The organism is Herbiconiux sp. A18JL235 (assembly GCF_040939305.1).
Classification (GTDB): Bacteria; Actinomycetota; Actinomycetes; order Actinomycetales; family Microbacteriaceae; genus Herbiconiux.
In genome coordinates this window covers 958793-977974 of sequence record NZ_CP162511.1, presented here as the reverse complement: position 1 = coordinate 977974, position 19182 = coordinate 958793, and the positions used below count along the sequence as shown (strand labels likewise).

The window sequence follows — 19182 nt, the reverse complement described above, 5'->3', positions numbered from 1 at the left end:
GAGCCACCGGTCAGGTGGTGGAGCAGAGCACCAGGGTCGAGGTGACCGAACCGGCCGGCTTGCCGCCCGTGCCCACGTAGCCGGTGGGCAGGGTCGCCGTGGCGTTCAGCGTGAACGCGACGGTGATCGAGAGCGTGGTGCGGAACGAGATGGTGGCACCCGCGGGCACGGCGGAGGTGAGGGTGATCAGGCGGCTGGTACCGCTCAGCACGGCGACGTTCGCCGTGCCGCCCGAGACGGAGAAGACGCCGATGTTGGCGACGCCGCTTCCGTTGATGAGCACGGTCGTGTTGGCCGGGATGGGCTCCGTGGCGCCGGCCGTCAGCGTGAAGCCAGGGCCGAGGATGCCCAGGGTGCCGCACGACCCGTTGAGGGCGTAGGCGCCGATGTCGGTGGTTCCCGACGCCGATGCGGCGGGAGTCGCCACGGCGAGGGCGATGACGGGGAGCGACCAGGCGGCCCCCTTCATCACGGTGCGGCGGTCGACGCCGCTCTTCAGGTCGGTGCCGGTGGGCTCGAGTTCGGTCATGAGTTCCCCTGGGATCTAACGGATGTGTCGGGCTGAGGCGGTCGTTCCGCCGCCTGGTGCACCAGCCTCACCGCGACCCCGCGGCACCTGAACGGCAGCCGAGAACCACGTCGTTCTCGTCACCTCATGTGTCGTTAATCCGCGCATCCGGAGCGCCACGGGGAATCACGTTGCCGCCCCAGCGGGCCATCCGCCGTCGCTACGATCGAGTGCGCAGCGATGCGCGACACAGGGGGATGGAAAGAGATGACAGACTCGACCGGCGCCGGGGCGCGCCGCTCACACCGCGGAGTGCTCGGCACCGCCGCCACCGCACTGGGCCTCGGCCTTCTCCTCGCGGCCGCCGGCGCGGCGCCCGCCTTCGCGACGACCACTCCCCCCGCGCCCGCACCGCGGGTCGAGGTGCTCGCGCAGAGCCTCGCCCTGCTCGCCGACGAGGCCTCGGGAACGGGCGGCGCCGAGGGCTCGGGGAGCGCTGCGATCGGCGACACCCTCGACCCCACCCTCGGCCTCACCTTCGACGACCAGGGCCGCACCCCCGTGACCGTGCTGTTCGCGAGCGCCGACGCGCTCGACGCCGCTCGGGATGCGGTGGCCGGCTCGGGCGAGATCCTCACGGTCACGACCTCGCAGCCCACCATCGTCGTCACGGCCGCCCCGACGGCGTTCGAGCAGCTCGCCGCCCTGCCCGGCGTGGTCTCGGTGAGGCCGGTGCAGCAGCCCGTTCTCGGCCACTCGGCGAGTGCGACGATCGCCTCCGCGCCGGCGTCCTCCGGCAACACGGCCTGCAACCCGCTCGACGTCGAAGCCGACGCACCCGGCGCGCTCAACTCCGCTGCCGCCCGCGAACGCTTCGGAGTCGACGGCACCGGCGTGAAGGTCGGCATCATCTCCGACTCCTTCGCCGTCGTCACCGACCCCTACCGCACGATGGCGGAAGACATCGCCGCCGGCGCGCTGCCCGGCAGCACCAACCCCTGCGGGTACACCACCGACATCCTCATCATCGAAGACGGCAACCCGAAGCTGCTCACCAACACCGACGAAGGCAGGGCCATGGCTCAGCTGGTGCACGGTGTGGCACCAGGCGCCGAGCTCATGTTCGCGACGGCGGGGGCCAACGAGGCGGCGTACGCCGACAACATCAACCGGCTCGTCGAGGCGGGCGCCGACATCATCGTCGACGACGCGACCTTCCCCGACGAGCCCCTCTATCAGGAGGGCGTGGTGGGCACCGGCGCTCGCAAGGCCGTGGAGCAGGGTGTGCTCTACCTCTCGGCGGCGCAGAACCAATCGAGCATCGGTCAGGCCAGCCAGGGCACCGAGCCCGGGTTCCGCGACGACCAGAGCACGGGATCGTGGACCACGAAGGTCTCGAGCTTCGGCCCGTGCCCCGAGATCGTTGCCGAGGAGGCCCGCGCGGTCGTGCAGCAGCCCGAGCTCGTCGTCGACTGCCAGAACTTCGCGCGCGAAGGGCACGACCCGCTGCTCCGCGCCACGATGGGCCTGCCCCTGACGCCGGAGGGCACCTTGGCCGGCACGATCAAGGCGCAGTGGGCCGAGCCGGTCTGGGGTGTCGAGACCGTCTTCCTCATCATCGCCCTCGACGAAGACGGTACCGCCCTCGTGCCGCAGAGCCCTGGGGCCGAGACCACCACGCCGTACGCGTCGACGGAGTTCGCTCCGCCGGCGGGGATCGAGAACCCGGCCAGCTTCACGTTCGCGTTGGTGAGGCTTCATCTCGAGGGCTTCCACCCCGGCACACCCGAGGTGCGCATCCAGTTCATGCTCGACGATGGCGGGGTGTCGAGCCTCGGCGACGGGCGGGGCTGGGCCGACGGAGTGACCATCGGCCCGAGCATCTGGGGCCACGCGGGCGACGAGTCGGTGCTGACGGTCGGAGCGGCGTCGGTGCTCACCCCCGACGTGATCGAGGACTACTCCGGAGTCGGCCCCGTGCGCTACCTGTGGGAGCCAGCGACGGGTACGAAGTCGACGCCGGTGCCGATCATCGACCCGGTCACGAGGTCGAAGCCCGATGTCGTGTCGGTCGACCAGTCGTTGACGACCTTCTTCCCCGCCGGCGCGAAGCGCGAGTTCCGCTTCGGCGGCACCTCGGCTGCGACGCCGAACGCGGGCGCGGTCGCGGCGCTGGGTTTGGAGTACTCCCCCGATGCCACCGCCGAGCAGCTGCGCCACGCCCTGGTGTCGACCGCGACGGCGATGCCCGAGCAGCGCATCCGCAACGTCTCGCGGGAGAACGTGACCGGCACCGGCCGGGTCGAGGCGGTGAACGCGCTCGCCGCGCTGCCCGCCCCGGCTCCCACACCCTCACCCACCCCGACTCCGACTCCTGATGCCGGCGGCGGCAACCGTCTCGCCGACACCGGCGCCGATGTCACGGGCGCCTCCGGCGGTCTGATCGGCATGGCGGTCATCATCGCCGCGGGAATCGCCCTGGTGGCCCTGGGCCGCGCCACGGCGATCGGCGGTCGCGGCCGGCGGGGCTGAGCACCGCTCCCGCCCACGACGAGGGAGGATCCGGGCATGGGCCTCGACTACCCGACGCTGCTGGCGGCGATGAGCTTCACGATCATCCCGCTCGCCGCCGTGTTCTTCGTCGACAAGCTCCGCCGACCCGCCGACGACGCCGGGCGCTACTGGTCACTCACCTTCGTGTCGGCGGTGCTCTGCTCGGTCGCCTACTACGTGTCGGGCAGCAGTCACGACATCTGGTGGTCGGTGGCGGTGGGCAACGCGGCCATGGTGCTCACGCTCGGTTCGGTGTGGATGGGGTGCCGCGCCTTCAACGGGCGGCGACCCTTCGTGCTCGGCGTCGGCGCCGTCGCGCTGCTCGTCGGAGTCGTCTCCGCCCTGCCCTCCCACGACGGATCGAGGTGGGCGGGTGCCCCCGAGAAGATGCTCGGGCTCGCGCTGTTCTCGGTGCTCGTCGTGGCGGAGTCGCTGCGCCCGCGCCTGCGCCGTTTCGCCGGTGCGTGGGTGCTCGCCGGGACACTCGCCGTGCACGGCGTCTACGTCGTTCTGCGCAGCCTCGCCTACCTCGTCGCCGGCCCCGGGCATCCGCTGTTCGAGGGGGTGTTCGGTAGCGCAGGGGCCACCGGCATCAACCTGGTTCTCGTGGTTCTCGGCGGCGCGGGGATCATCGCCATCAGGGTTCAGGATGCTCGACGCGGCCTCAGCCGACGCGACCCGAGCGGCGCACGGGAACGGGTGCTCGGCGCCAAGGCCTTCGATCAGCTCGCGCGACGACGGCTCACCGAGCTGCCCCGCGCCGCCTTCCTGGTGGGAACCATCGACCTGCTCGGCGAGCTGCGGGGCGCCTATGGCGTCGCCCACGGCCGCGAGCTGCAGCGCACCCTCACCCGGCTCGTCGTGCGCGACGCTCCCGCCGGCGCCGTGATCGGGGTCGACGGAGACCGCTGGCTGCTGATGTTCGGGGCCGACGACGCCTCGGAATCGCTGGAGCCGCTGCTCGCCACCGCCCACCGGCTCGCCACCGCCTTGCACCGCGAGTACGAGACGCAGACGACCGGCATCGACGACGCGTCGTCGGCGAGCTTCGGTGTGGTGGTGGCCGCGGGTGTGCCCTACGAGGAGCTGCTCACCGCCGCGTCAGCCGCGCTCGTGCGCGACGCCGACTCCGTGCGGGGGCGCATCGCCGTCGGAGCCGTCGGCACGTGCGCCATCGCCTGACCCCTCGGCCTGCTCCCCCTCGGCCTGCTCTCCCTCGGAATCGGACTCGGAGCCGCCGGGTATGCCGGTGACCGCACCGGTCTCCCGCTGCGCCTTCATCGCCTCCAGCAGCGCCACGGTGGCCTCGACGTCGTAGTCGGGGTCTTGCTCCAGGAAGCGCTCGAGGATGGCCACCAGCGCGATCGCGGGCAGCGCCCACTCCGGGTCGTCGGAGGCGATCGTCGCCGGGCCCCGGTAGGTGGCGTCGACGAGCTGCGGGTTGCCGAGATGCCGGAGGCCGAGCCCCTCCACCACCGCCGAGATGACGACGGCGTAGGGACGGTAGTCGCCGTCCCACTCCGCCTTCAGCCGATAGCCGAGAATCCCCGAGAACCAGCCGTGGAACTCGGCCATGCGGTCGATGAAGTCGGAGCTGCCCGACCGCAGCGCCTGCTCGATGTCCTCTCGGGCCGACGACTCCATCTGGCTGAGGAGCGTCGCCGAGAGCCCCACGTACGACTGCCACGGCACCGACTCGATGACGGCGCGGTAATTGTGCTCGAGCGCGACCCTGATGACCTCGTACATCACGCGCACGCGGTCGTCGGTGCTGCGCAACCGGTCGATGTTGGCGAACAGGATGCCCTCGCTGATGGCGAGGGTCTCGTTGTCGGCGAGCTTGTTCGAGGTCTCGGAGGCGATCTCGACGAGCAGATCGGCGACGAACGCCTCCTTCGAGTCCCAGAGGCGGTAGGTCGAACTCCGGGGAACCCCCGCCTCGCGGATGAGATCGTCCATGACGATGTGCTCGAAACCGATGGTGAGCCCGATGCCCTCCACCCGTTCGAGAGCGACATCGAGCACACGCCTGCGCACCTCGGATGCTCGGATGCGCGCCCGCCTCTGCTGCGAGTAGCTGGCACCCCCGTCGCTGCCGGTCGAGAAGACATCACCCATGGGCTTACCTCCAGAACATCGTGGAGCCGGATCGGATCTCTCGACTACACGTGTCGCTAGCGTAGTGAATACCACGGCGTTTCGCCGGAGGTCGACGGGGAAACCCCCGCTCGCGCCGTAGCGGATGCGACCGAATTCCGTCAACCCCAAGATTCTTTGCCAACTACTAGTTAGGCTATCTAGTAATGAGCCAGACGCAACGAGAGGCGGCAGTCATGAACACCATGAAACTCATCTCCAACGGCGAGACCTACACGGTCGCGCGCCTCGACTCGGGTGTGTACCAGGTGCTGTGCGGCGAGCGCTTCCTCGGCTTCGTCGAGCGAGCCGGCTCCATCTACGTCGCCCTCTCGGGCACCCGCTACGACCGGGCGGTGGAGGCCGGGCAGGCACTCTCGCTCGGCAAGGCCGCCGCACTCCTGCGCGCTCCCTTCGAGAGCACCGTTCCCACCGAACTGCTCTCCGCCGCGTAGTCCGTTCCCGAACGAGTGGGTTTACGATAACAGGATGACCACCGACCGCCCCGAGTCGGCCAACCACTACTGGTACGCCGATGATGCCGGACACCAGCGCGGAGTAGACGTGCTGGAGGCGATGCGCAGCTACCGCGCCGCCGAGTCCGCCATGCGACGCCGCTCCCAAGCCTCGATGGGCATGGGCGAGAACGACCTCATCGCCATGCGCTACCTGCTGCGCGCCACCGCCGAGGGCAAGGCCGTCGGGCCCAAGGAGCTCGCGCAGTACCTCGGCATCACGAGCGCCTCCATCACTGTCCTCCTCGACCGCCTCGAGAAGAACGGCCACCTCACCCGGCAGCCCAGCCCGTTCGACCGTCGGGCGCTCATCATCGTGCCGAGCACACCGAGCAGCGAGCTCGAGGCGGCAGCCCTGGGCGACGCCCGGCCCGAGCTGCTGCAGATCATCGAGGGCCTGTCCGAAGACGACGCCGAGACCGTCGTGGCTTTTCTCACCCGCATGAGAGACGCCGTCGACCAGGTCGACTCGCACGTCTTCGATCGCGATGAGCGGCGCTGAACCGCAGGCCTCGAGGCGCAGCTTGGAGGTCTTGACCGAACTGCGCGCCTACCGCGCCGCCGAAGAGGCGATGCGTCGCCGCACGCGCGAGTCGATGAAGATGGGCGAGAACGACCTCACCGCCCTGCGCTTCCTTCTCAAGGCCCAACGCGAAGGGCGCGTCGTCACTCCCGGGGCGCTCGCCGATCACCTCGGCATGAAGTCGGCCTCCGTCACCGTGATGCTCGATCGCCTCACGAAGTCCGGCCACCTCTCCCGTCACCCGCACCCCACCGACCGCCGATCGCTCGCTGTGACGGCGACTCCCGGCTCTGACGACGAAGTGCGCCAGACCCTTGGCGAGATGCACCGCCGGATGATGGCGGTCGCCACCGGCCTCGACGCCCGCGCCGCCCTCGTGGTGCGCACCTTCCTGCTCGACATGGCGAGGGTCGCGGCGCAGCAGGAGTAGCGCCACTCGATGCGGTTCCGCACCGGGACACGACCCCTCGCGGGCTCACGCGACGCGGTCGATGTCGAACTGCACCAGCAGTTCGTCGCCCTGCACCTCCTCCGAGGTGGTGCGCATCATCAGCCGGGTCATCCTGATGAACGGGAGCACGGCGGAGCGGAGCGCGCGCACGTCGGAGCTCGAGCAGCGCAGCATGCCGAAGCGGTCGTCCTCCCCCTCCACCAGCTCCAGGATGATCGACCCCGGGCGGGTGTGCGGCGACGACTGCACCGCCACGAGCAACGCCCGCAGCGTCGCCCGGTCGTCTTCGTGGAGGCGCGGTGAGAGACCGCTCTCATCGACGAGGAGGTCGACGTGATCGCCCAGCGAGTCGAGCTGTTGCGTCTCGGCGATCGCGGCCTGCAGGCTCCTTGCGAGCTCCCCCGCGCGCACGCGGTCTTCGGGGCTGAGGGTTCCCGAGAGACGGATGCGCGCCAGGAACGGCACGATCTCCTCCCGCAGCGCCCCCATCTCCCCCATCAGGTCGTCGTCGACGAACCGGCCGCGCACCTCCTCGTACTGTTGTTCCCTCTGCTCGGCCTGGGTGAGGCGCTCCGCGTAGATGCCGCGCAACAGAGTGCGCGCGTAGGCGATCGAGCCGAGGCCGAGGGCGAGGGCCGGAGCCACCGCTACCGCGACGATCACCGCCAGCGGAAGCGAGTCCTCGAAGCTCAAGAAGTAGTGAAGGGTGGCGAGAACGGTGCAGAGCACCGTCGAGATGACCGTGTAGCCCGTGAGCTCCGCCGAGGTGCGGAACGGCGCCGCCGCCATCATCGCGAGGCCGATGGTGAGGAGCCCCCAGTCGTCCCGGATGTAGAGGTTCGTGCCGATGCAGCTCACCGAGCTGAGCACGGTGGCGATCGCGATGAGCGCGAAGGCTGTCGCGAAGCGATCGCTCGTGACCCCGAGATCGAAACGGAAGGCGCTGCGGATGAACCAGGCGTGTCCCGCCGCCAGCGCCACGATCGCCGCGACGGCGAGAGGCCACGACGAGATCTGGTCGGCGGCGACCACCGTCAGCCCGACCGCGGTCAGCAGGGAGACCGCCGTCACCACGAGCAGGAAGCCGCGTGCGCTGATGGAGGCGAGCGGGTCGAGCTGCAGCGCCGTGGTGCCTGCGGGCGGGCGCAGCGCCGCCTCGCGCACGTTCATGCGGCACCCCCGGGCACCGTGACGAAGACGGCGGTGCCTGCCCCCGGCCGCGACCAGATCTGCACGGAGCCCCCGACTTCGACGATGGTGTCGACGACGGTCATGCGCAGGCCCACCGTGTGGTCGTCGGCGGCGTCGACGTCGAAGCCGACCCCCGCATCCGACACCATGATGCTCAGCTCCGGCGGGCTCGACATCACGGCGATCTCCGCCTCCACGACCCCCGAGTGCGCCGTCACGTTGTCGAGGCACTCGGCAACGGCCCGCTCGACGGCACGCCCCACCGAGACGCTGAGGGCGTTGACGGCGTCGATGTCGCCCGTGACCCGCACGGCCAGACCTTTCTGCTCGGCGGCCCTCACCAGACCCACGAGCAGCGGCACCTTCGCGAGCTTGCGCAACGACCCGGCCGGGCGCTGGCCCTCGAGGATCACCCGCACGTCGGCGAGGTTCGCGAGATCGCGATCGATCGCCTGCATCTGCTCCGGCGGGATTGGGCCGGGCGAGCCGTCGGCGAGCGCCCGGAGGTCGACGAGCACGGTGTCGTGAAGCCACGTCGAGGCCCGGGCGGTGAAGCGGCCCATCGCGACGTCGCGCTCCTCGGCGAGCGCCGCATCCGACATCATCACGGTGCCGCGAGCCGCGTCGCGCCGGCCGAGCCACAGGGCACTGACGAGGAGGCCGAGGGCCACGTAGGCCGCCACCACCGGCACGTCGACGGCAAGGGTCATGCCCTGCTGCCAGGCCGCGAGCTGCACGAAGCCCGGCCCGGCGACGAAGGCGACGCTCCCCAGCACGATCGACTTCGCGAGAGACCGGGCGGCGACCCCCACGACGAGCACCGCGAGCTCGGGCATCGACAGCAGCACGTAGTCGCTCGACGGCGGATGCGGAGACAGGCTGACGGTCACCCCTGTGGCGAGGAGCGCGTAGACGTAGAGGCCGGCGCAGCCCGCGATCGTGTAGACGAGTGCCCGCACGAAGGAGCGCGTGAGAAGGGCCGCGATCACTCCGGCGGCGGTCACCAGCAGGCCGACGATGGCCAGTGAGAGCTCCCAGCGGCCGGTGATCGGGATGAACAGGGCGGTGAGCACCACCGTTGCCGCGAGGAAGACCGACGACAGCCAGACACCCGCTCGAGCGAGAGCGCGGCTCGTGACGACGCCGTCGACGTCGGCGGCGATCTGCAACGTCATCGCGCAGTCACCCGCTGCGCACCCGAACCGTTCACGGAAGACCCCCGGAACGAGGATATCCGCCGTGCCGACACGCCGCCAATCGCCGCCTCCGGTGCCTGTACCCTACAGATCATGAGTGCGGGGAACGGGGACAGGGAGACGGAGCGCCGTTCCCGGTTCGACCGTGCCGTGTTCCAGTCGCAGCTCCTTCTCGCGGCGGCCCTGCTGCTGCTCGTCTGCGCCGCCTACATCTTCCAGCCCTCCGCGGTGCTCGACGTGCGGTTCTTCGGCGGGGTCGCCGTCGTCTTCGTGCTCACCGGCGCCGCAGCGCTCGTGCCGTGGTCGAGCATCCCGCGCGCCTGGGCCGCCGCACTGCCGGTCGTCGACATCTTCGCCATCATGCTCGTGCGCGAGGGCAACCTGCAGCTCGGCACCGGCCTGCTGCTCGTGTTCCCGGTGATCTGGCTGTCGAGCTACTTCGGGCTGACCGGCGCCGTGGTCAGTGTGCTCACCTCCGCCCTGCTCATCTGGCTGAGCGCGGTGATCGGCGACGTGCCCGTCAGCGTCGCCAACCTCGGCTCCCTGCTGGTGCTGCCCGTCACCCTCGCCTTCATCGCCACGACCACGCTCGCAACCTCGAGTCGCACAGCTGCCCAGAGGGGCCTGCTGCGCCAGCAGGCCGACCTCCTCGAGGTCGCCCTGCGCCGGGCGCGGCGACAGGAGCAGACGCTCGACGAGGTGCTGAACGCCGTGACCTTCGGTGTCGTCGCCTTCGGCAAAGACGGCAAGCAGACCATCGTCAACCGTGCCCACCGCAACTATCAGACCGAGTTCGGGCTCCCCGAGACCAGCATCGAGCATCCGGTGATGTACCGCCCCGATCGCGTCACCCCCTACGACGAGAACGAGCGGCCGTTCGGGCGGGCCACCCGCGGCGAGCGCTTCGACGACATGGTGGTGTGGCTCGGCGAGCCGGGCGAGCACCGCATCGCGCTCTCGGTCAGCTCGCGACCGCTCACGGCCCCCGACGGCGAGCCCGACGGTGGTGTGATGATCTCCCGCGACGTCACCAGCGAGATCAACGCCATCAGGGCCCGTGACGACCTGGTGGCCTCGGTCTCGCACGAGCTGCGCACTCCCCTCACCTCCATCCTCGGCTACCTCGAACTCGCCCTCGACGACGAGACCCTCGACCCGTCGACGCGGTCGATGCTCGAGGTGGCCTCGGCCAATTCCGACCGTCTGCTCGCCCTCGTCGCCGACCTGCTCACGGCTGCCAGCGAGAAGGAGCAGCAGATCGTCATGTCGTTCAGCCAGTGCGACCTCGCCGAGATCGTCGCCCAGGCCATCCAGGGTCAGACCATCGCGGCGGGCGAGCGCGGCATCGAGATCGTCAACCGCGTGGCGGGGCCGGTGATCCTCGACGCCGACGGCTTCCGCCTGCGCCAGGTCGTCGACAACCTGCTCTCGAACGCCATCAAGTACAACGTCGAAGACGGCAGGGTCGACGTGTCGGTCAGCGCCGACGCCGGCAGCATCGACCTGGTGGTGAGCGACACCGGCATCGGCCTGACCGACCTGGAGCAGTCGAAGCTGTTCGAACGGTATTTCCGGGCAGAGGGCGTGCGGCAGTCGACGATCCACGGCTCCGGGCTTGGGCTCACCATCAGCCGCGACATCATTCGGCGCCACGGCGGCGACCTCACGGTGTCGAGCGCGATCGGCGTCGGAACGACGTTCACGGCGACTCTTCCCCGCGCGCGATAAACTCCGATCATCGGCGGCCGATGCGCGGCGCGGAAGGAGGTCTCACGGCATGACACTCGACCTCGACACCCTCATCGTCACCAGCGGTCTCATCATCGTCCTCTGCGGCATCACCTTCATCCTCAACACCGCGATGCGGCGGAACGACGCCTCCGGTCGTCTCTGGAGCATCTCCTTCATCGCAGCCATGCTCACCGCCCTGTCGTTCTCGGTCTGGAGCATCTCCGACCAGTTGTGGTGGGTGCTCGCGGTCGGCAACACGGCGCACGTCATCTCGATCGGATCCATCTGGGCGGGGGCGCGCGTGTTCAACGGCCGGCCGTCGCTCATCTGGGTGGTTCTCCTGGGCGGTGGGGTCGTCGCGCTGTTCACGGCGATCGAAGGCCCCGCCGGGGGCGAGTGGACGGGCTCGGCTGCACTGTTCGCGGGGGTCGCGGTGTTCGCGGGCCTCGGCGGTGCGGAGACCATGCGCTCCCGCATGCGGCGCAACCTGAACGCGCGAGTCATGAGCTTCGCCCTCTGGATCGTCTGCGCCTATTACGTCGCCCGCACCGGCATCTTCGTGAGCCTGGGCCCCGAGAGCTCGACCTTCCAGCAGTACTTCAGCTCGGAGCTCACCTCCGTCCTCACCATCGTCGTCGTGCTGCTAGGCACCATCTCGATGTCGATCCTGCAGGCGGAGCGCTCGGGCGCACGGGCGCTCGGCGACGTCACGGTCGGTGTGCACTCGGTGGTCGGGGTGCTTTCGGCCGCCCCCTTCATGCAGCAGTGGGCCGACTGGGTCGAACGCGCATCCTTCCACGGCGACCGGCTCGCCATGATCGCGATGGATGTCGACAACCTGCCCCAGATGAACACCGCGTTCGGCCGCACCTTCGGCGACACCGCCATCCGCTCCGTCGCCCAGATCGTGCGGCACCACGCACCCACCACAGCACTGCTCGGTCACACCGGCGCAGGCCGCTTCGTCATCGTGGTGGTCACGCAGAGCGCCGTCGACGCCGAGCAGCTCGCCATCCGTCTGCAGACCGCCCTGGTCGACGAGCCGATCGACCCGCAGCAGTCGCTGCGGGCGACGGCCAGCTTCGGGGTCGTCGACACCGAGGGCTACGGCTACGGGCTGCCCGTACTGCGCCGGGCGCTCGACGACGCCACCCACGCCGCGCGGGAGGCGGGCGGCAACAGCATCGTGGTGGGGCGCGGGGTCACGCAGGCCGGTTCGTAACGGCTCCGCCCGATCGCCTCACTCGCCGCCCGACGAGTCGGGTGCCTGAGCGATGGCCACGGTGAGCTGGTCGCTGGCCGTCTGCTTGGCGTAGTCGTTCGACCCGGGCGCCGTCTGCAGCAGGATCTCGTAGGTGAACGAGAGCGTCACCGAGGTGGCCGCCGGATCGAGCGCGGGCAGGATGAAGGTCTGACTGTAGCTGTAGGGCGACTTGATGTAGTACCCCGGCTGCACAGCCGCCTGGTCGGTGATGGGGGCGGGGGCGGGCAGCGAGCCGGTCGGCCCGTCGACCGCGGGGGTGAGGGTGACCCGCGAGAGGTAGAAGCTCTGCCCGTCGTCGGTGCCGAGGGCGCCGGTGAGCGAGAAGGTGATGGGCTTGTTCGCCTCGGCCGTCCACTGGTCCATGCTGAGGGTCGAGTAGTAGTCGACCGTCATCGCGATGTCGCCGGCCTGCAGGAGGTGCTTGGCGCTGCCCGTGGCGAGCTCGTTCACCACGGGGGTGATGGTGGGGCGGGCTGTGGGGGTCGCAGGAGCCGACGACGACGTCTCCGGCGCATCCGTGTTGAAGCGCGACTGATCCCACGGGGCGGTGCCGCAGGCGCTCACGCCGGCCACGGTGGCGAGCGCGACGGCACCCGCCGCGATGCCCCTGAACAGCCTGCCTGCCATCGACAACACCCTCTCCCGTTCCGACTGATGCAATCTTAAGGTTTTCCTGACCGGACCCTAGCGCATTCACGTGCGAACCCTGTGGGTGATACCGCAGACTTGAGCCATGTCAGAGATCAACCCGTACGTGACCGACCGCACCGAACTCGGTGAGTCGGGCGAGTTCCAGAACGACTTCATCGAGTCGGTGGAATCGCTGCCGTCGTACCGACCCACGATCGGGTGCATCATCCCGGCCTACAACGAGGCGGAGTCGATCGGCGACGTGCTCGAGTCGCTGCTCAACCAGACCCGCCTCCCCGACGTCATCCACGTCGTGGTGAACAACACCACCGACGACACGGTGAAGATCGCTGCCCAGTACGCCGGCCCCCATCTCAAGGAGGTCGACGGGGTCGAGCAGTTCACCGAGGTCTACGTGCACGACATCGGCAAGAACAAAGACAAGAAGGTGGGCGCGCTCAACTACGGCTACCAGCTGGTCGAGGGCTGCGACTTCCTGCTCGGTGTCGACGGCGACACCACGGCGGCCCCGGATGCTGTGGAGCGTCTCGCAGAGGAGATCACCTCCGACTCGCGCATCGGCGGCATCTCGGCGATCTTCTCCATCGACGACGCGCCCATCAAGGGCTTCATCGCCAAGTTCCTCATCACCGGCCAGCGGTTCCAGTTCGCGGCCTTCAACATGCAGAACATGCTGCGCGGCCGCAACATGGCGGTGCTCGGCGGGCAGTTCTCCATCTTCTCCACCAAGGCGCTCCGCCAGATCATGGTCGAGAACCACCAGAACACCCCGTGGGTGAAGGACTCCGAGGTGGAGGACTCGCTGCTCTCGCTCCAGATCAAGAGCGCGGGCTACCTCACCAAGATCTCGGCGCAGGCCCGCGCCGACGTGGGCGGCATGACCACCCTCCGCGGCCTCGACGCGCAGCAGGTGAAGTGGAACTTCGGCGCCATCGAGCTCATGTGGCCCGGGCAGCGCGGCGACACGAAGGGTCAGCCCTTCCACCCGAACCTCCGCCTGCGCTGGCTCGAGAACCTCTCGATGCTCACGAACCTCGTCACCCGCGTGCTGTTCTTCATCCTGCTGTTCGCCTCGCTGTCGATCAACGCCTTCGTGTTCTCCCCCATCTGGCTCATCCCGCCGGTCGTCGCCATTCTGCTGAACCTCCGCACGGCGCTGTCGATGAAGAACCGCAACGGTCGTGACATCTTCTTCGCGCTCGCCCTGTTCCCCGCCGAGATCTACATGTGGGTCAGGCTCGGGCACTTCCTCCGGGCATGGACCAAGTTCCTCAGCCGCAAGCAGACCGACAACTGGGCGGCCCAGGCCAAGGCTGAACGCGGTCGCGGCAACGGCTACCTCGTGCCCCTCGTCATCCTGGTGCTCGTCGTGGCGGTGATGGTGCTGGTCTGGTTCCAGCTCACCCCGTTCGTTCAATCGACAATCCTCTGGATCGGCTGGCCGGTGCTCGGCATCATCACGATCATCCAGACCCTCGGCATGGTCATCAAGGTCCTCCGCCGCTACCGGGGGTACAAGGTTTGACCCGGTTCGTCGACCGCGAGGCGGCCCTCGGCCTCCTCAGTGCCGTCGGAGACGACGAGCACCGCGGCCGCTTCGTCCACGACTTCATCAACCTCTGGGAGACCCGATCCCAGAGGTTGATGAAAGCACTCGGCATCCGCGACTTCGAGGATGCCGATGTGGTGTGTCTGAGCATCCGTTCGTCGAGCACCATGCTCGGCGCGTGGCCCCTCGAGGCCATCGCCGGCATGGTGCACACCGCTGTCAAGCAGCAGGACCTGGCCGGATGCATGTCGCACCTCGCGAGGCTGCACGAGGTGGGCAGGCACACCTGCGACGAACTGCTCGAGCTGCTCGACTCCCTGAAGGCGACGGGTTCGGGTCAGTCGTCCTCGGAGGCGGCGAGGCGGTAGCCGACGCCCCGCACGGTCTCGATCCAGCGCGGCGTGGTGATGCTGTCGGCGAGCTTGCGGCGCAGGTTCGCCATGTGCACCTCGATGGCGCGCTTGTCGGCCTCGCTCACGAAGTGGGCGGTGACGTAGCTCTCACCACGCAGGAGCAGCGCCAGGTCGGCCTTGCTGCGCACCCGACGCTGGCTCTCCATGAGCGCGTTCAGCAGGTCGAACTCGCTACGAGTGAGGTCGATGGCCTTGCCGTCTTTCTCGGCGAGACGCATCTCGGAGTTCACGAACAGGCTGTTGTGCTCGAGCCAGCCGTCTTCGCGCGAGTAGCTCTTGGGCGCCGCGGGCTCGGGAGCAGCGGCGGCGGGGGCGAGCGGGGCGGTCGGCGTGGCGGCGTAGGAGGCAGCGTCGGGGGCGGGAGCGTAGCCCGCGGCGGGGGCCGAGGAAGCGGGAGCCTGCGGCGCATACTGGACAGCGGGAGCCTGCGCGGCAGGCGCCGGAGCCGGCGGGGCGGCGATGGGCGCGACCGGACCAGACCCGTCGACCGCGTTCACCTGCCGCGGGCGCCGCATCATCGCCTCGACCCGCGCCCGCAGCTCGCGCGGGCGGAACGGCTTCGTGAGGTAGTCGTCGGCGCCCGCCTCGAGACCCTGCAGGGTGTCGATCTCCTCGTCGCGGGCCGTCAGCATCACCAGGTAGGTGTTGCTGAAGGCACGGATGCGCTTGGCCGCCTCGAAGCCGTCGATGCCGGGCATGCTCACGTCGAGCGTGGTGACCATCGGGTCGTAGGCCCGCACCGCCTGCACTCCGTCGAGACCGTTCCCGGTCGCCACGACCTCGAAGCCGGCCTGGCTCAGCACCGTCTCGAGAAGGTGCCTGATGTCGGCGTCATCCTCGATGATGACCGCGACCCTACGTTCCCCATGCGTGTCCATTGCCACGATCGTAGCAAGGGATCACCTCACCCGGCATGGGGCCTGCCCAAGCGGGCCCGCCGTGTGATGCGCGGCGCGCATCCGCTCTACCAGCCGGCGTTCTTCGCCAGCTCGAGGGCGTTCTCGTTCCACCACTCTCCCGCTGCCGGCCCGCCGTTGCACTCGCCGTCGCTCTCGCCCGGGGGCTTGACCCAGAGGGTCGCGTCTTGCGCCGAGCCCGACTTCGCCGGCTCCGGCGTCGCGCCGAGGGCGCGGCCGGGCGGGTTGCACCACTCGCCGTTCGATCCGGCACCGTTGCGGCCCGTGTCGATGACGTAGTGCGCGCCGTTCGTGAGCGCCGAGATGGAGTTCGCGTAGTACTGCTCGCGGTCGGTGGTGTTGTAGTTCGACACGTTGGTCGAGAAGCCGCGCGCCCGCTCGACGCCCGCGCGGTTCAGCAGGTCGGCCATCTCGGCAGCCGGGCCCCAGTTCGAGTGACCGGCGTCGATGTACACCGTGAGACCCGCCGCCACGAGCGTGTCGACCGAGTCGCCCACCTGCACGAGCCGCTCGTCGACGTTGTCGCACTCGTCGGCGAGCGCCAGGGCGTCGGGCTCGAGGATGATGACGGAGTCGCTGCCCTCGAGGCTGTCGGCGATCTCCTTCACCCAGACGGGGTAGTCGTCGTTCGACAGGCCGCCCGCCGACTGGTTGCCGCAGTCGCGGTTCGGGATGCCGTAGACCACGAACACGGGCGTCGCCTTGAGCTTCGCGGCCTCGTCGACGAGTTTCGAGGCGTAGCCTCCCACGTCGTCGATCGGGTGCTTCTCGGGCGTGAGCCAGATGGCGGTCGGAACCTCAGCGATGCGGGTGAAGACGGCGGCATCGCCCTCGTCGCCGGCCTTCTTCTCCTCGGCCGCGGCTGTCGCCGCCTTCGACGCCGGGTCGACGAACAGGGTCTTGCCCGCGAAGGGGTTGTCGCTCGCCACCCCGCCCTGGGACAGGATGCCGCCGACGCCGATCACCATGGCCGCCAGAACGCCGACGATCGCCACGATCGCCACGGCGAGGCCGATGCGGGGCAGAACTCGTGGCACGGAGCCCCTTCCTGTCGCGGGTGTCGGCTCAACTCTATCCCGCCCGGCCTACCCGGCCTCGCGGGCCCGCTCCCGCTCGCGGTCGCGTTCCCGACCCGGTGTTCCCGCCGCGCCGTTGGCCTTGAGGCGCGCCATGGTCTGGTTGAACGGCATCGGCCGGCCGTAGAAGAAGCCCTGGGCGTGCTTCACACCGATTCCCGCGAGGATGTCCACAGCATCCTGAGTCTCCACGCCCTCGATGATCGTCGAGTAGTCGAAGGCGTCGCCGAAGCCCTGCAGCGCACGCACCACCTCGCGCTGGCGGGTGTCGTCGAGGTTGTCGACGAGGGAGCGGTCGATCTTCAGGATGTCCATCGGGATGCGCACCAGAGCCCCCACGGAGGAGGCCTCCGAGCCGTAGTCGTCGAGCGCGATGAGCATGCCGAGGGCCCGGAAGTGCTCGGCCTGCCGGCGCAGGTCGTCGTCGATGTCCTTAACCGAGCGCTCGTTGAGCTCGAGGCAGAGCGTGACCTCGGGGTACTTCGGCACGATCTCCTTGAGGAAGGCGCCCACGTGCTCGTCGCGGATCTGCTCCACCTCGAGGTTGATGGTCATCGTGGCGATGCCCGGAACCACCTTGTGGAACTCGCGAGCCGACTTCAGGGAGGCGGCGATGACCTGCTTGGTGAGCTGGTCCATGCGGCCGAGGCCCTTGGCCTTCTCGATCAGCGACGACGTCGAGATGCGGCCGAGCTCGGGGTGGGTGTAGCGCACGAGCGACTCGAACGCCCAGATCTCGTCGTCGACCGTGTTGACGATGGGCTGGTAGACGACGTTGAGCACGCCGTCGTCGATGGCCTTCGCCACGATCTCGTTGATGCGGCTCGAGCGGTGCGGGGAGATGCCGATGCTCGACTCGAACGACGGCCCGCCCTGCCGCCTCGACTTCTTGATGGCGAGCATCGAGTGGTCGGCGTCGACGACGATCGACTGCGGGTCGGTCTCCTGGTGCCCCGAGTAGGCGAGCCCCACGCTCACCAGGGGGCGGTACTCCCTGCCACCCAGGGTGGCGGGGGCGCCGACGTTCGCCACGATGTGGTCGGCGACCTGCTTCGACTCGGCCAGCGACTGCAGCTTGGTGAGGATGACCACGAACTCGTCGCCGCCCACCCGCGCCACGAAGTCGTGCGAGCGCACGCTCGCGCGCAGGCGCGTGGCGACCACCGAGAGCACCTCGTCGCCGATGTGGTGGCCCTCGGAGTCGTTGAGGCGCTTGAACTGATCGAGGTCGATGAACAGCACGGCGATGCCGGAGGCGTAGGTGCGGTCTTCGTTGAGGCGGGCGAGCGAGCGCTGGAAGGCGTTGTAGTTCGGCAGGCCGGTGAGCGAGTCGCGGTCGACCTGGTCGAGCAGGGTGTCGTAGGCGCCGCGCACCCGCGCGGTCTCGGAGGCCATGTGCCCGATGGCGTCGAGGGCGAGCTCGTCGTCGGCGGTGAACGGGGAGCCGCCGCTCTTGCGGCTCGCGATGAGGTACTCGGGCGGCTGCACCGCGTCTTGCTGATGCTCCTGCGACACCCCGTCCTCGGCGTCGGAGAACGACTCGGGGTTCAGCTGCGGGTCGGTCGAGTCGATCTCGGAGAAGCGCGTGCCGATCTCGTTGCGGCCGGGAGGGGTGCGGCGGATCTCGAAGTCGGTGGCGTCGATGGCCCGGCGGGCGAAGTCGACCATCGTCTCCCGCGGATCCTGCTCGGTGCTCCACGGGAGGGCCCGCGCCGCGTCGACGACGCCGCTCAGCCGGCGCTCGCTGCTCCTGGTCTGGCGGCGCTTCGCCGCCCCGTAGAACACCATCGAGACCAGCAGCAGCGGGATGGTCTCCCGGGCCAGCTGGAGTTGCTCGGCGGGGCCGTCGACGATGCGCAGCATCCCCGTCGTCGACACGAAGACGCCGAGTGCCACCACGGCGCTCAGGCCCAGCACGGCGCCCAGACGCCACAGGCTCAGCCCGCTGAACCCGAAGGTGCTGTCGACGCTCCACCGGCCGCGCTCACGCACGAACTCGAGCGCGAGCACCACCACCACGTAAAGCACGACGCCCACGACCACCGCGATCAGATCGCTGACGCCCAGCCCGATGAGCCACCGCGACGAGGCGACGAACGCGATCGCGCCGAGCGTCGCCACACCAGACCATTGCGCCGAGAGGAAGAGCGAGCGCGTGCTGAGGGCGCGGGAGACGAAGTACGCCAGCACCCACATCCCCACGTCGAACACGGGGTTCGTTCCCGCCGTGCCCACCACGAGCAGGGCGCTCGCCACACCGATCGGCGGGAGGCCCGCGGCGCGACCGATCGGCAGCTGGAACACGGCGGTGACGCCGACGCTGAGGAGGAAGACGACGCACGAGATCCAGCTCCGCGGCGGATCGGCGATGCCCGCCACGACACCGAAGGCGATCGTCGCCGCCGTGATCGCGATGAGCACGAACGACGTCGCCGCGGAGGTGGGCTGACGCTGTCGCTGCTCGAGCCGCACGGATGCCATGCGGTGAGCCTACCGCCGCGCGGGGGT

At 69.5% G+C, this 19182-nt stretch carries 17 protein-coding genes; 9 read left to right on the top strand and 8 right to left on the bottom strand.

Annotated features, from left to right (window positions below; translation table 11 throughout):
* Positions 1–10 precede the first annotated feature (10 nt).
* On the bottom strand, positions 11–529 hold the full coding sequence (locus ABFY20_RS04515; protein ID WP_368498748.1) for a hypothetical protein: 519 nt from the start codon (positions 527–529) through the stop codon (positions 11–13).
* A 246-nt stretch (positions 530–775) separates the two neighbouring features.
* On the opposite strand from ABFY20_RS04515, the gene ABFY20_RS04510 reads away from it, so the two are divergent.
* Positions 776–3040: a S8 family serine peptidase gene (locus ABFY20_RS04510; protein WP_368498747.1), complete on the top strand. Its 2265-nt coding sequence runs from the start codon at positions 776–778 to the stop codon at positions 3038–3040.
* A 36-nt stretch (positions 3041–3076) separates the two neighbouring features.
* Positions 3077–4243, top strand: coding sequence for a hypothetical protein (locus tag ABFY20_RS04505; protein WP_368498746.1), 1167 nt, complete (start codon positions 3077–3079; stop codon positions 4241–4243).
* Here ABFY20_RS04505 and ABFY20_RS04500 read toward each other — a convergent pair.
* A complete protein-coding gene (locus ABFY20_RS04500) occupies positions 4163–5179 on the bottom strand; it encodes a TetR/AcrR family transcriptional regulator (protein ID WP_368498745.1) in 1017 nt (338 codons plus the stop codon). The genes ABFY20_RS04505 and ABFY20_RS04500 overlap by 81 nt on opposite strands.
* Before the next feature lie 215 nt (positions 5180–5394).
* Here ABFY20_RS04500 and ABFY20_RS04495 point away from each other — a divergent pair, with 215 nt between their 5' ends.
* The 3 genes from ABFY20_RS04495 to ABFY20_RS04485 are packed head-to-tail and all read left to right on the top strand — an operon-like array spanning position 5395 to position 6665.
* A complete protein-coding gene (locus tag ABFY20_RS04495; protein WP_368498744.1) occupies positions 5395–5652 on the top strand; it encodes a hypothetical protein in 258 nt (85 codons plus the stop codon).
* A gap of 34 nt (positions 5653–5686) precedes the next feature.
* Complete coding sequence (locus tag ABFY20_RS04490; protein ID WP_368498743.1) at positions 5687–6214, top strand: MarR family winged helix-turn-helix transcriptional regulator; 528 nt, start codon at positions 5687–5689, stop codon at positions 6212–6214.
* A 31-nt stretch (positions 6215–6245) separates the two neighbouring features.
* Positions 6246–6665: a MarR family winged helix-turn-helix transcriptional regulator gene (locus ABFY20_RS04485; protein ID WP_368498742.1), complete on the top strand. Its 420-nt coding sequence runs from the start codon at positions 6246–6248 to the stop codon at positions 6663–6665.
* Between the two features lie 45 nt (positions 6666–6710).
* Here ABFY20_RS04485 and ABFY20_RS04480 read toward each other — a convergent pair whose 3' ends face one another.
* Together ABFY20_RS04480 and ABFY20_RS04475 are read right to left on the bottom strand one after the other, a co-directional pair.
* Entirely contained in the window at positions 6711–7856 is a 1146-nt protein-coding gene (locus ABFY20_RS04480) for a hypothetical protein (protein WP_368498741.1), read from the bottom strand.
* Positions 7853–9052 (bottom strand): sensor histidine kinase, encoded by a 1200-nt coding sequence (locus ABFY20_RS04475; RefSeq protein WP_368498740.1) that lies wholly within the window; start codon positions 9050–9052, stop codon positions 7853–7855. Before ABFY20_RS04475 ends, ABFY20_RS04480 begins: the two co-directional genes overlap by 4 nt.
* Positions 9053–9166: 114 nt before the next feature.
* Here ABFY20_RS04475 and ABFY20_RS04470 point away from each other — a divergent pair, with 114 nt between their 5' ends.
* Together ABFY20_RS04470 and ABFY20_RS04465 are read left to right on the top strand one after the other, a co-directional pair.
* Positions 9167–10801, top strand: coding sequence for a sensor histidine kinase (locus tag ABFY20_RS04470; RefSeq protein WP_368498739.1), 1635 nt, complete (start codon positions 9167–9169; stop codon positions 10799–10801).
* Between the two features lie 49 nt (positions 10802–10850).
* Positions 10851–12026 carry a GGDEF domain-containing protein gene (locus tag ABFY20_RS04465; protein WP_368498738.1) on the top strand — a complete coding sequence of 392 codons (1176 nt, stop codon included), beginning with the start codon at positions 10851–10853 and terminating at the stop codon, positions 12024–12026.
* An 18-nt stretch (positions 12027–12044) separates the two neighbouring features.
* Here the strand turns inward: ABFY20_RS04465 and ABFY20_RS04460 are convergent, their stop codons facing one another.
* A complete protein-coding gene (locus tag ABFY20_RS04460) occupies positions 12045–12695 on the bottom strand; it encodes a hypothetical protein (protein WP_368498737.1) in 651 nt (216 codons plus the stop codon).
* Positions 12696–12801: 106 nt separating this feature from the next.
* Here ABFY20_RS04460 and ABFY20_RS04455 point away from each other — a divergent pair, with 106 nt between their 5' ends.
* Positions 12802–14244, top strand: a complete 1443-nt coding sequence (locus ABFY20_RS04455; protein ID WP_368498736.1) for a glycosyltransferase — start codon at positions 12802–12804, stop codon at positions 14242–14244.
* On the top strand, positions 14241–14636 hold the full coding sequence (locus ABFY20_RS04450) for a hypothetical protein (RefSeq protein WP_368498735.1): 396 nt from the start codon (positions 14241–14243) through the stop codon (positions 14634–14636). Before ABFY20_RS04455 ends, ABFY20_RS04450 begins: the two co-directional genes overlap by 4 nt.
* On the opposite strand, the gene ABFY20_RS04445 is transcribed toward ABFY20_RS04450, so the two are convergent.
* The 3 genes from ABFY20_RS04445 to ABFY20_RS04435 form a co-directional block, all read right to left on the bottom strand.
* Complete coding sequence (locus ABFY20_RS04445) at positions 14606–15559, bottom strand: response regulator transcription factor (RefSeq protein WP_368498734.1); 954 nt, start codon at positions 15557–15559, stop codon at positions 14606–14608. The two genes, ABFY20_RS04450 and ABFY20_RS04445, sit on opposite strands and share 31 nt — an antisense overlap.
* 86 nt (positions 15560–15645) lie before the next feature.
* The gene (locus tag ABFY20_RS04440; RefSeq protein ID WP_368498733.1) at positions 15646–16635 is read right to left on the bottom strand and encodes a glycoside hydrolase family 6 protein; all 990 of its coding nucleotides are present in this window, start codon (positions 16633–16635) and stop codon (positions 15646–15648) included.
* 48 nt (positions 16636–16683) lie between these two features.
* The gene (locus ABFY20_RS04435; protein WP_368498732.1) at positions 16684–19155 is read right to left on the bottom strand and encodes a putative bifunctional diguanylate cyclase/phosphodiesterase; all 2472 of its coding nucleotides are present in this window, start codon (positions 19153–19155) and stop codon (positions 16684–16686) included.
* Positions 19156–19182 lie beyond the last annotated feature (27 nt).

Bases quoted from the DNA above. Each gene is read 5' to 3' on its own strand.
- ABFY20_RS04505 (WP_368498746.1), top strand. From the start codon at position 3,077: ATGGGCCTCGACTACCCGACGCTGCTGGCGGCGATGAGCTTCACGATC.
- ABFY20_RS04510 (WP_368498747.1), top strand. From the start codon at position 776: ATGACAGACTCGACCGGCGCCGGGGCGCGCCGCTCACACCGCGGAGTG.
- ABFY20_RS04480 (WP_368498741.1), bottom strand. From the start codon at position 7,856: ATGAACGTGCGCGAGGCGGCGCTGCGCCCGCCCGCAGGCACCACGGCG.
- ABFY20_RS04445 (WP_368498734.1), bottom strand. From the start codon at position 15,559: ATGGACACGCATGGGGAACGTAGGGTCGCGGTCATCATCGAGGATGAC.
- ABFY20_RS04495 (WP_368498744.1), top strand. From the start codon at position 5,395: ATGAACACCATGAAACTCATCTCCAACGGCGAGACCTACACGGTCGCG.
- ABFY20_RS04455 (WP_368498736.1), top strand. From the start codon at position 12,802: ATGTCAGAGATCAACCCGTACGTGACCGACCGCACCGAACTCGGTGAG.
- ABFY20_RS04475 (WP_368498740.1), bottom strand. From the start codon at position 9,052: ATGACGTTGCAGATCGCCGCCGACGTCGACGGCGTCGTCACGAGCCGC.
- ABFY20_RS04515 (WP_368498748.1), bottom strand. From the start codon at position 529: ATGACCGAACTCGAGCCCACCGGCACCGACCTGAAGAGCGGCGTCGAC.
- ABFY20_RS04465 (WP_368498738.1), top strand. From the start codon at position 10,851: ATGACACTCGACCTCGACACCCTCATCGTCACCAGCGGTCTCATCATC.
- ABFY20_RS04435 (WP_368498732.1), bottom strand. From the start codon at position 19,155: ATGGCATCCGTGCGGCTCGAGCAGCGACAGCGTCAGCCCACCTCCGCG.
- ABFY20_RS04500 (WP_368498745.1), bottom strand. From the start codon at position 5,179: ATGGGTGATGTCTTCTCGACCGGCAGCGACGGGGGTGCCAGCTACTCG.
- ABFY20_RS04490 (WP_368498743.1), top strand. From the start codon at position 5,687: ATGACCACCGACCGCCCCGAGTCGGCCAACCACTACTGGTACGCCGAT.
- ABFY20_RS04470 (WP_368498739.1), top strand. From the start codon at position 9,167: ATGAGTGCGGGGAACGGGGACAGGGAGACGGAGCGCCGTTCCCGGTTC.
- ABFY20_RS04460 (WP_368498737.1), bottom strand. From the start codon at position 12,695: ATGGCAGGCAGGCTGTTCAGGGGCATCGCGGCGGGTGCCGTCGCGCTC.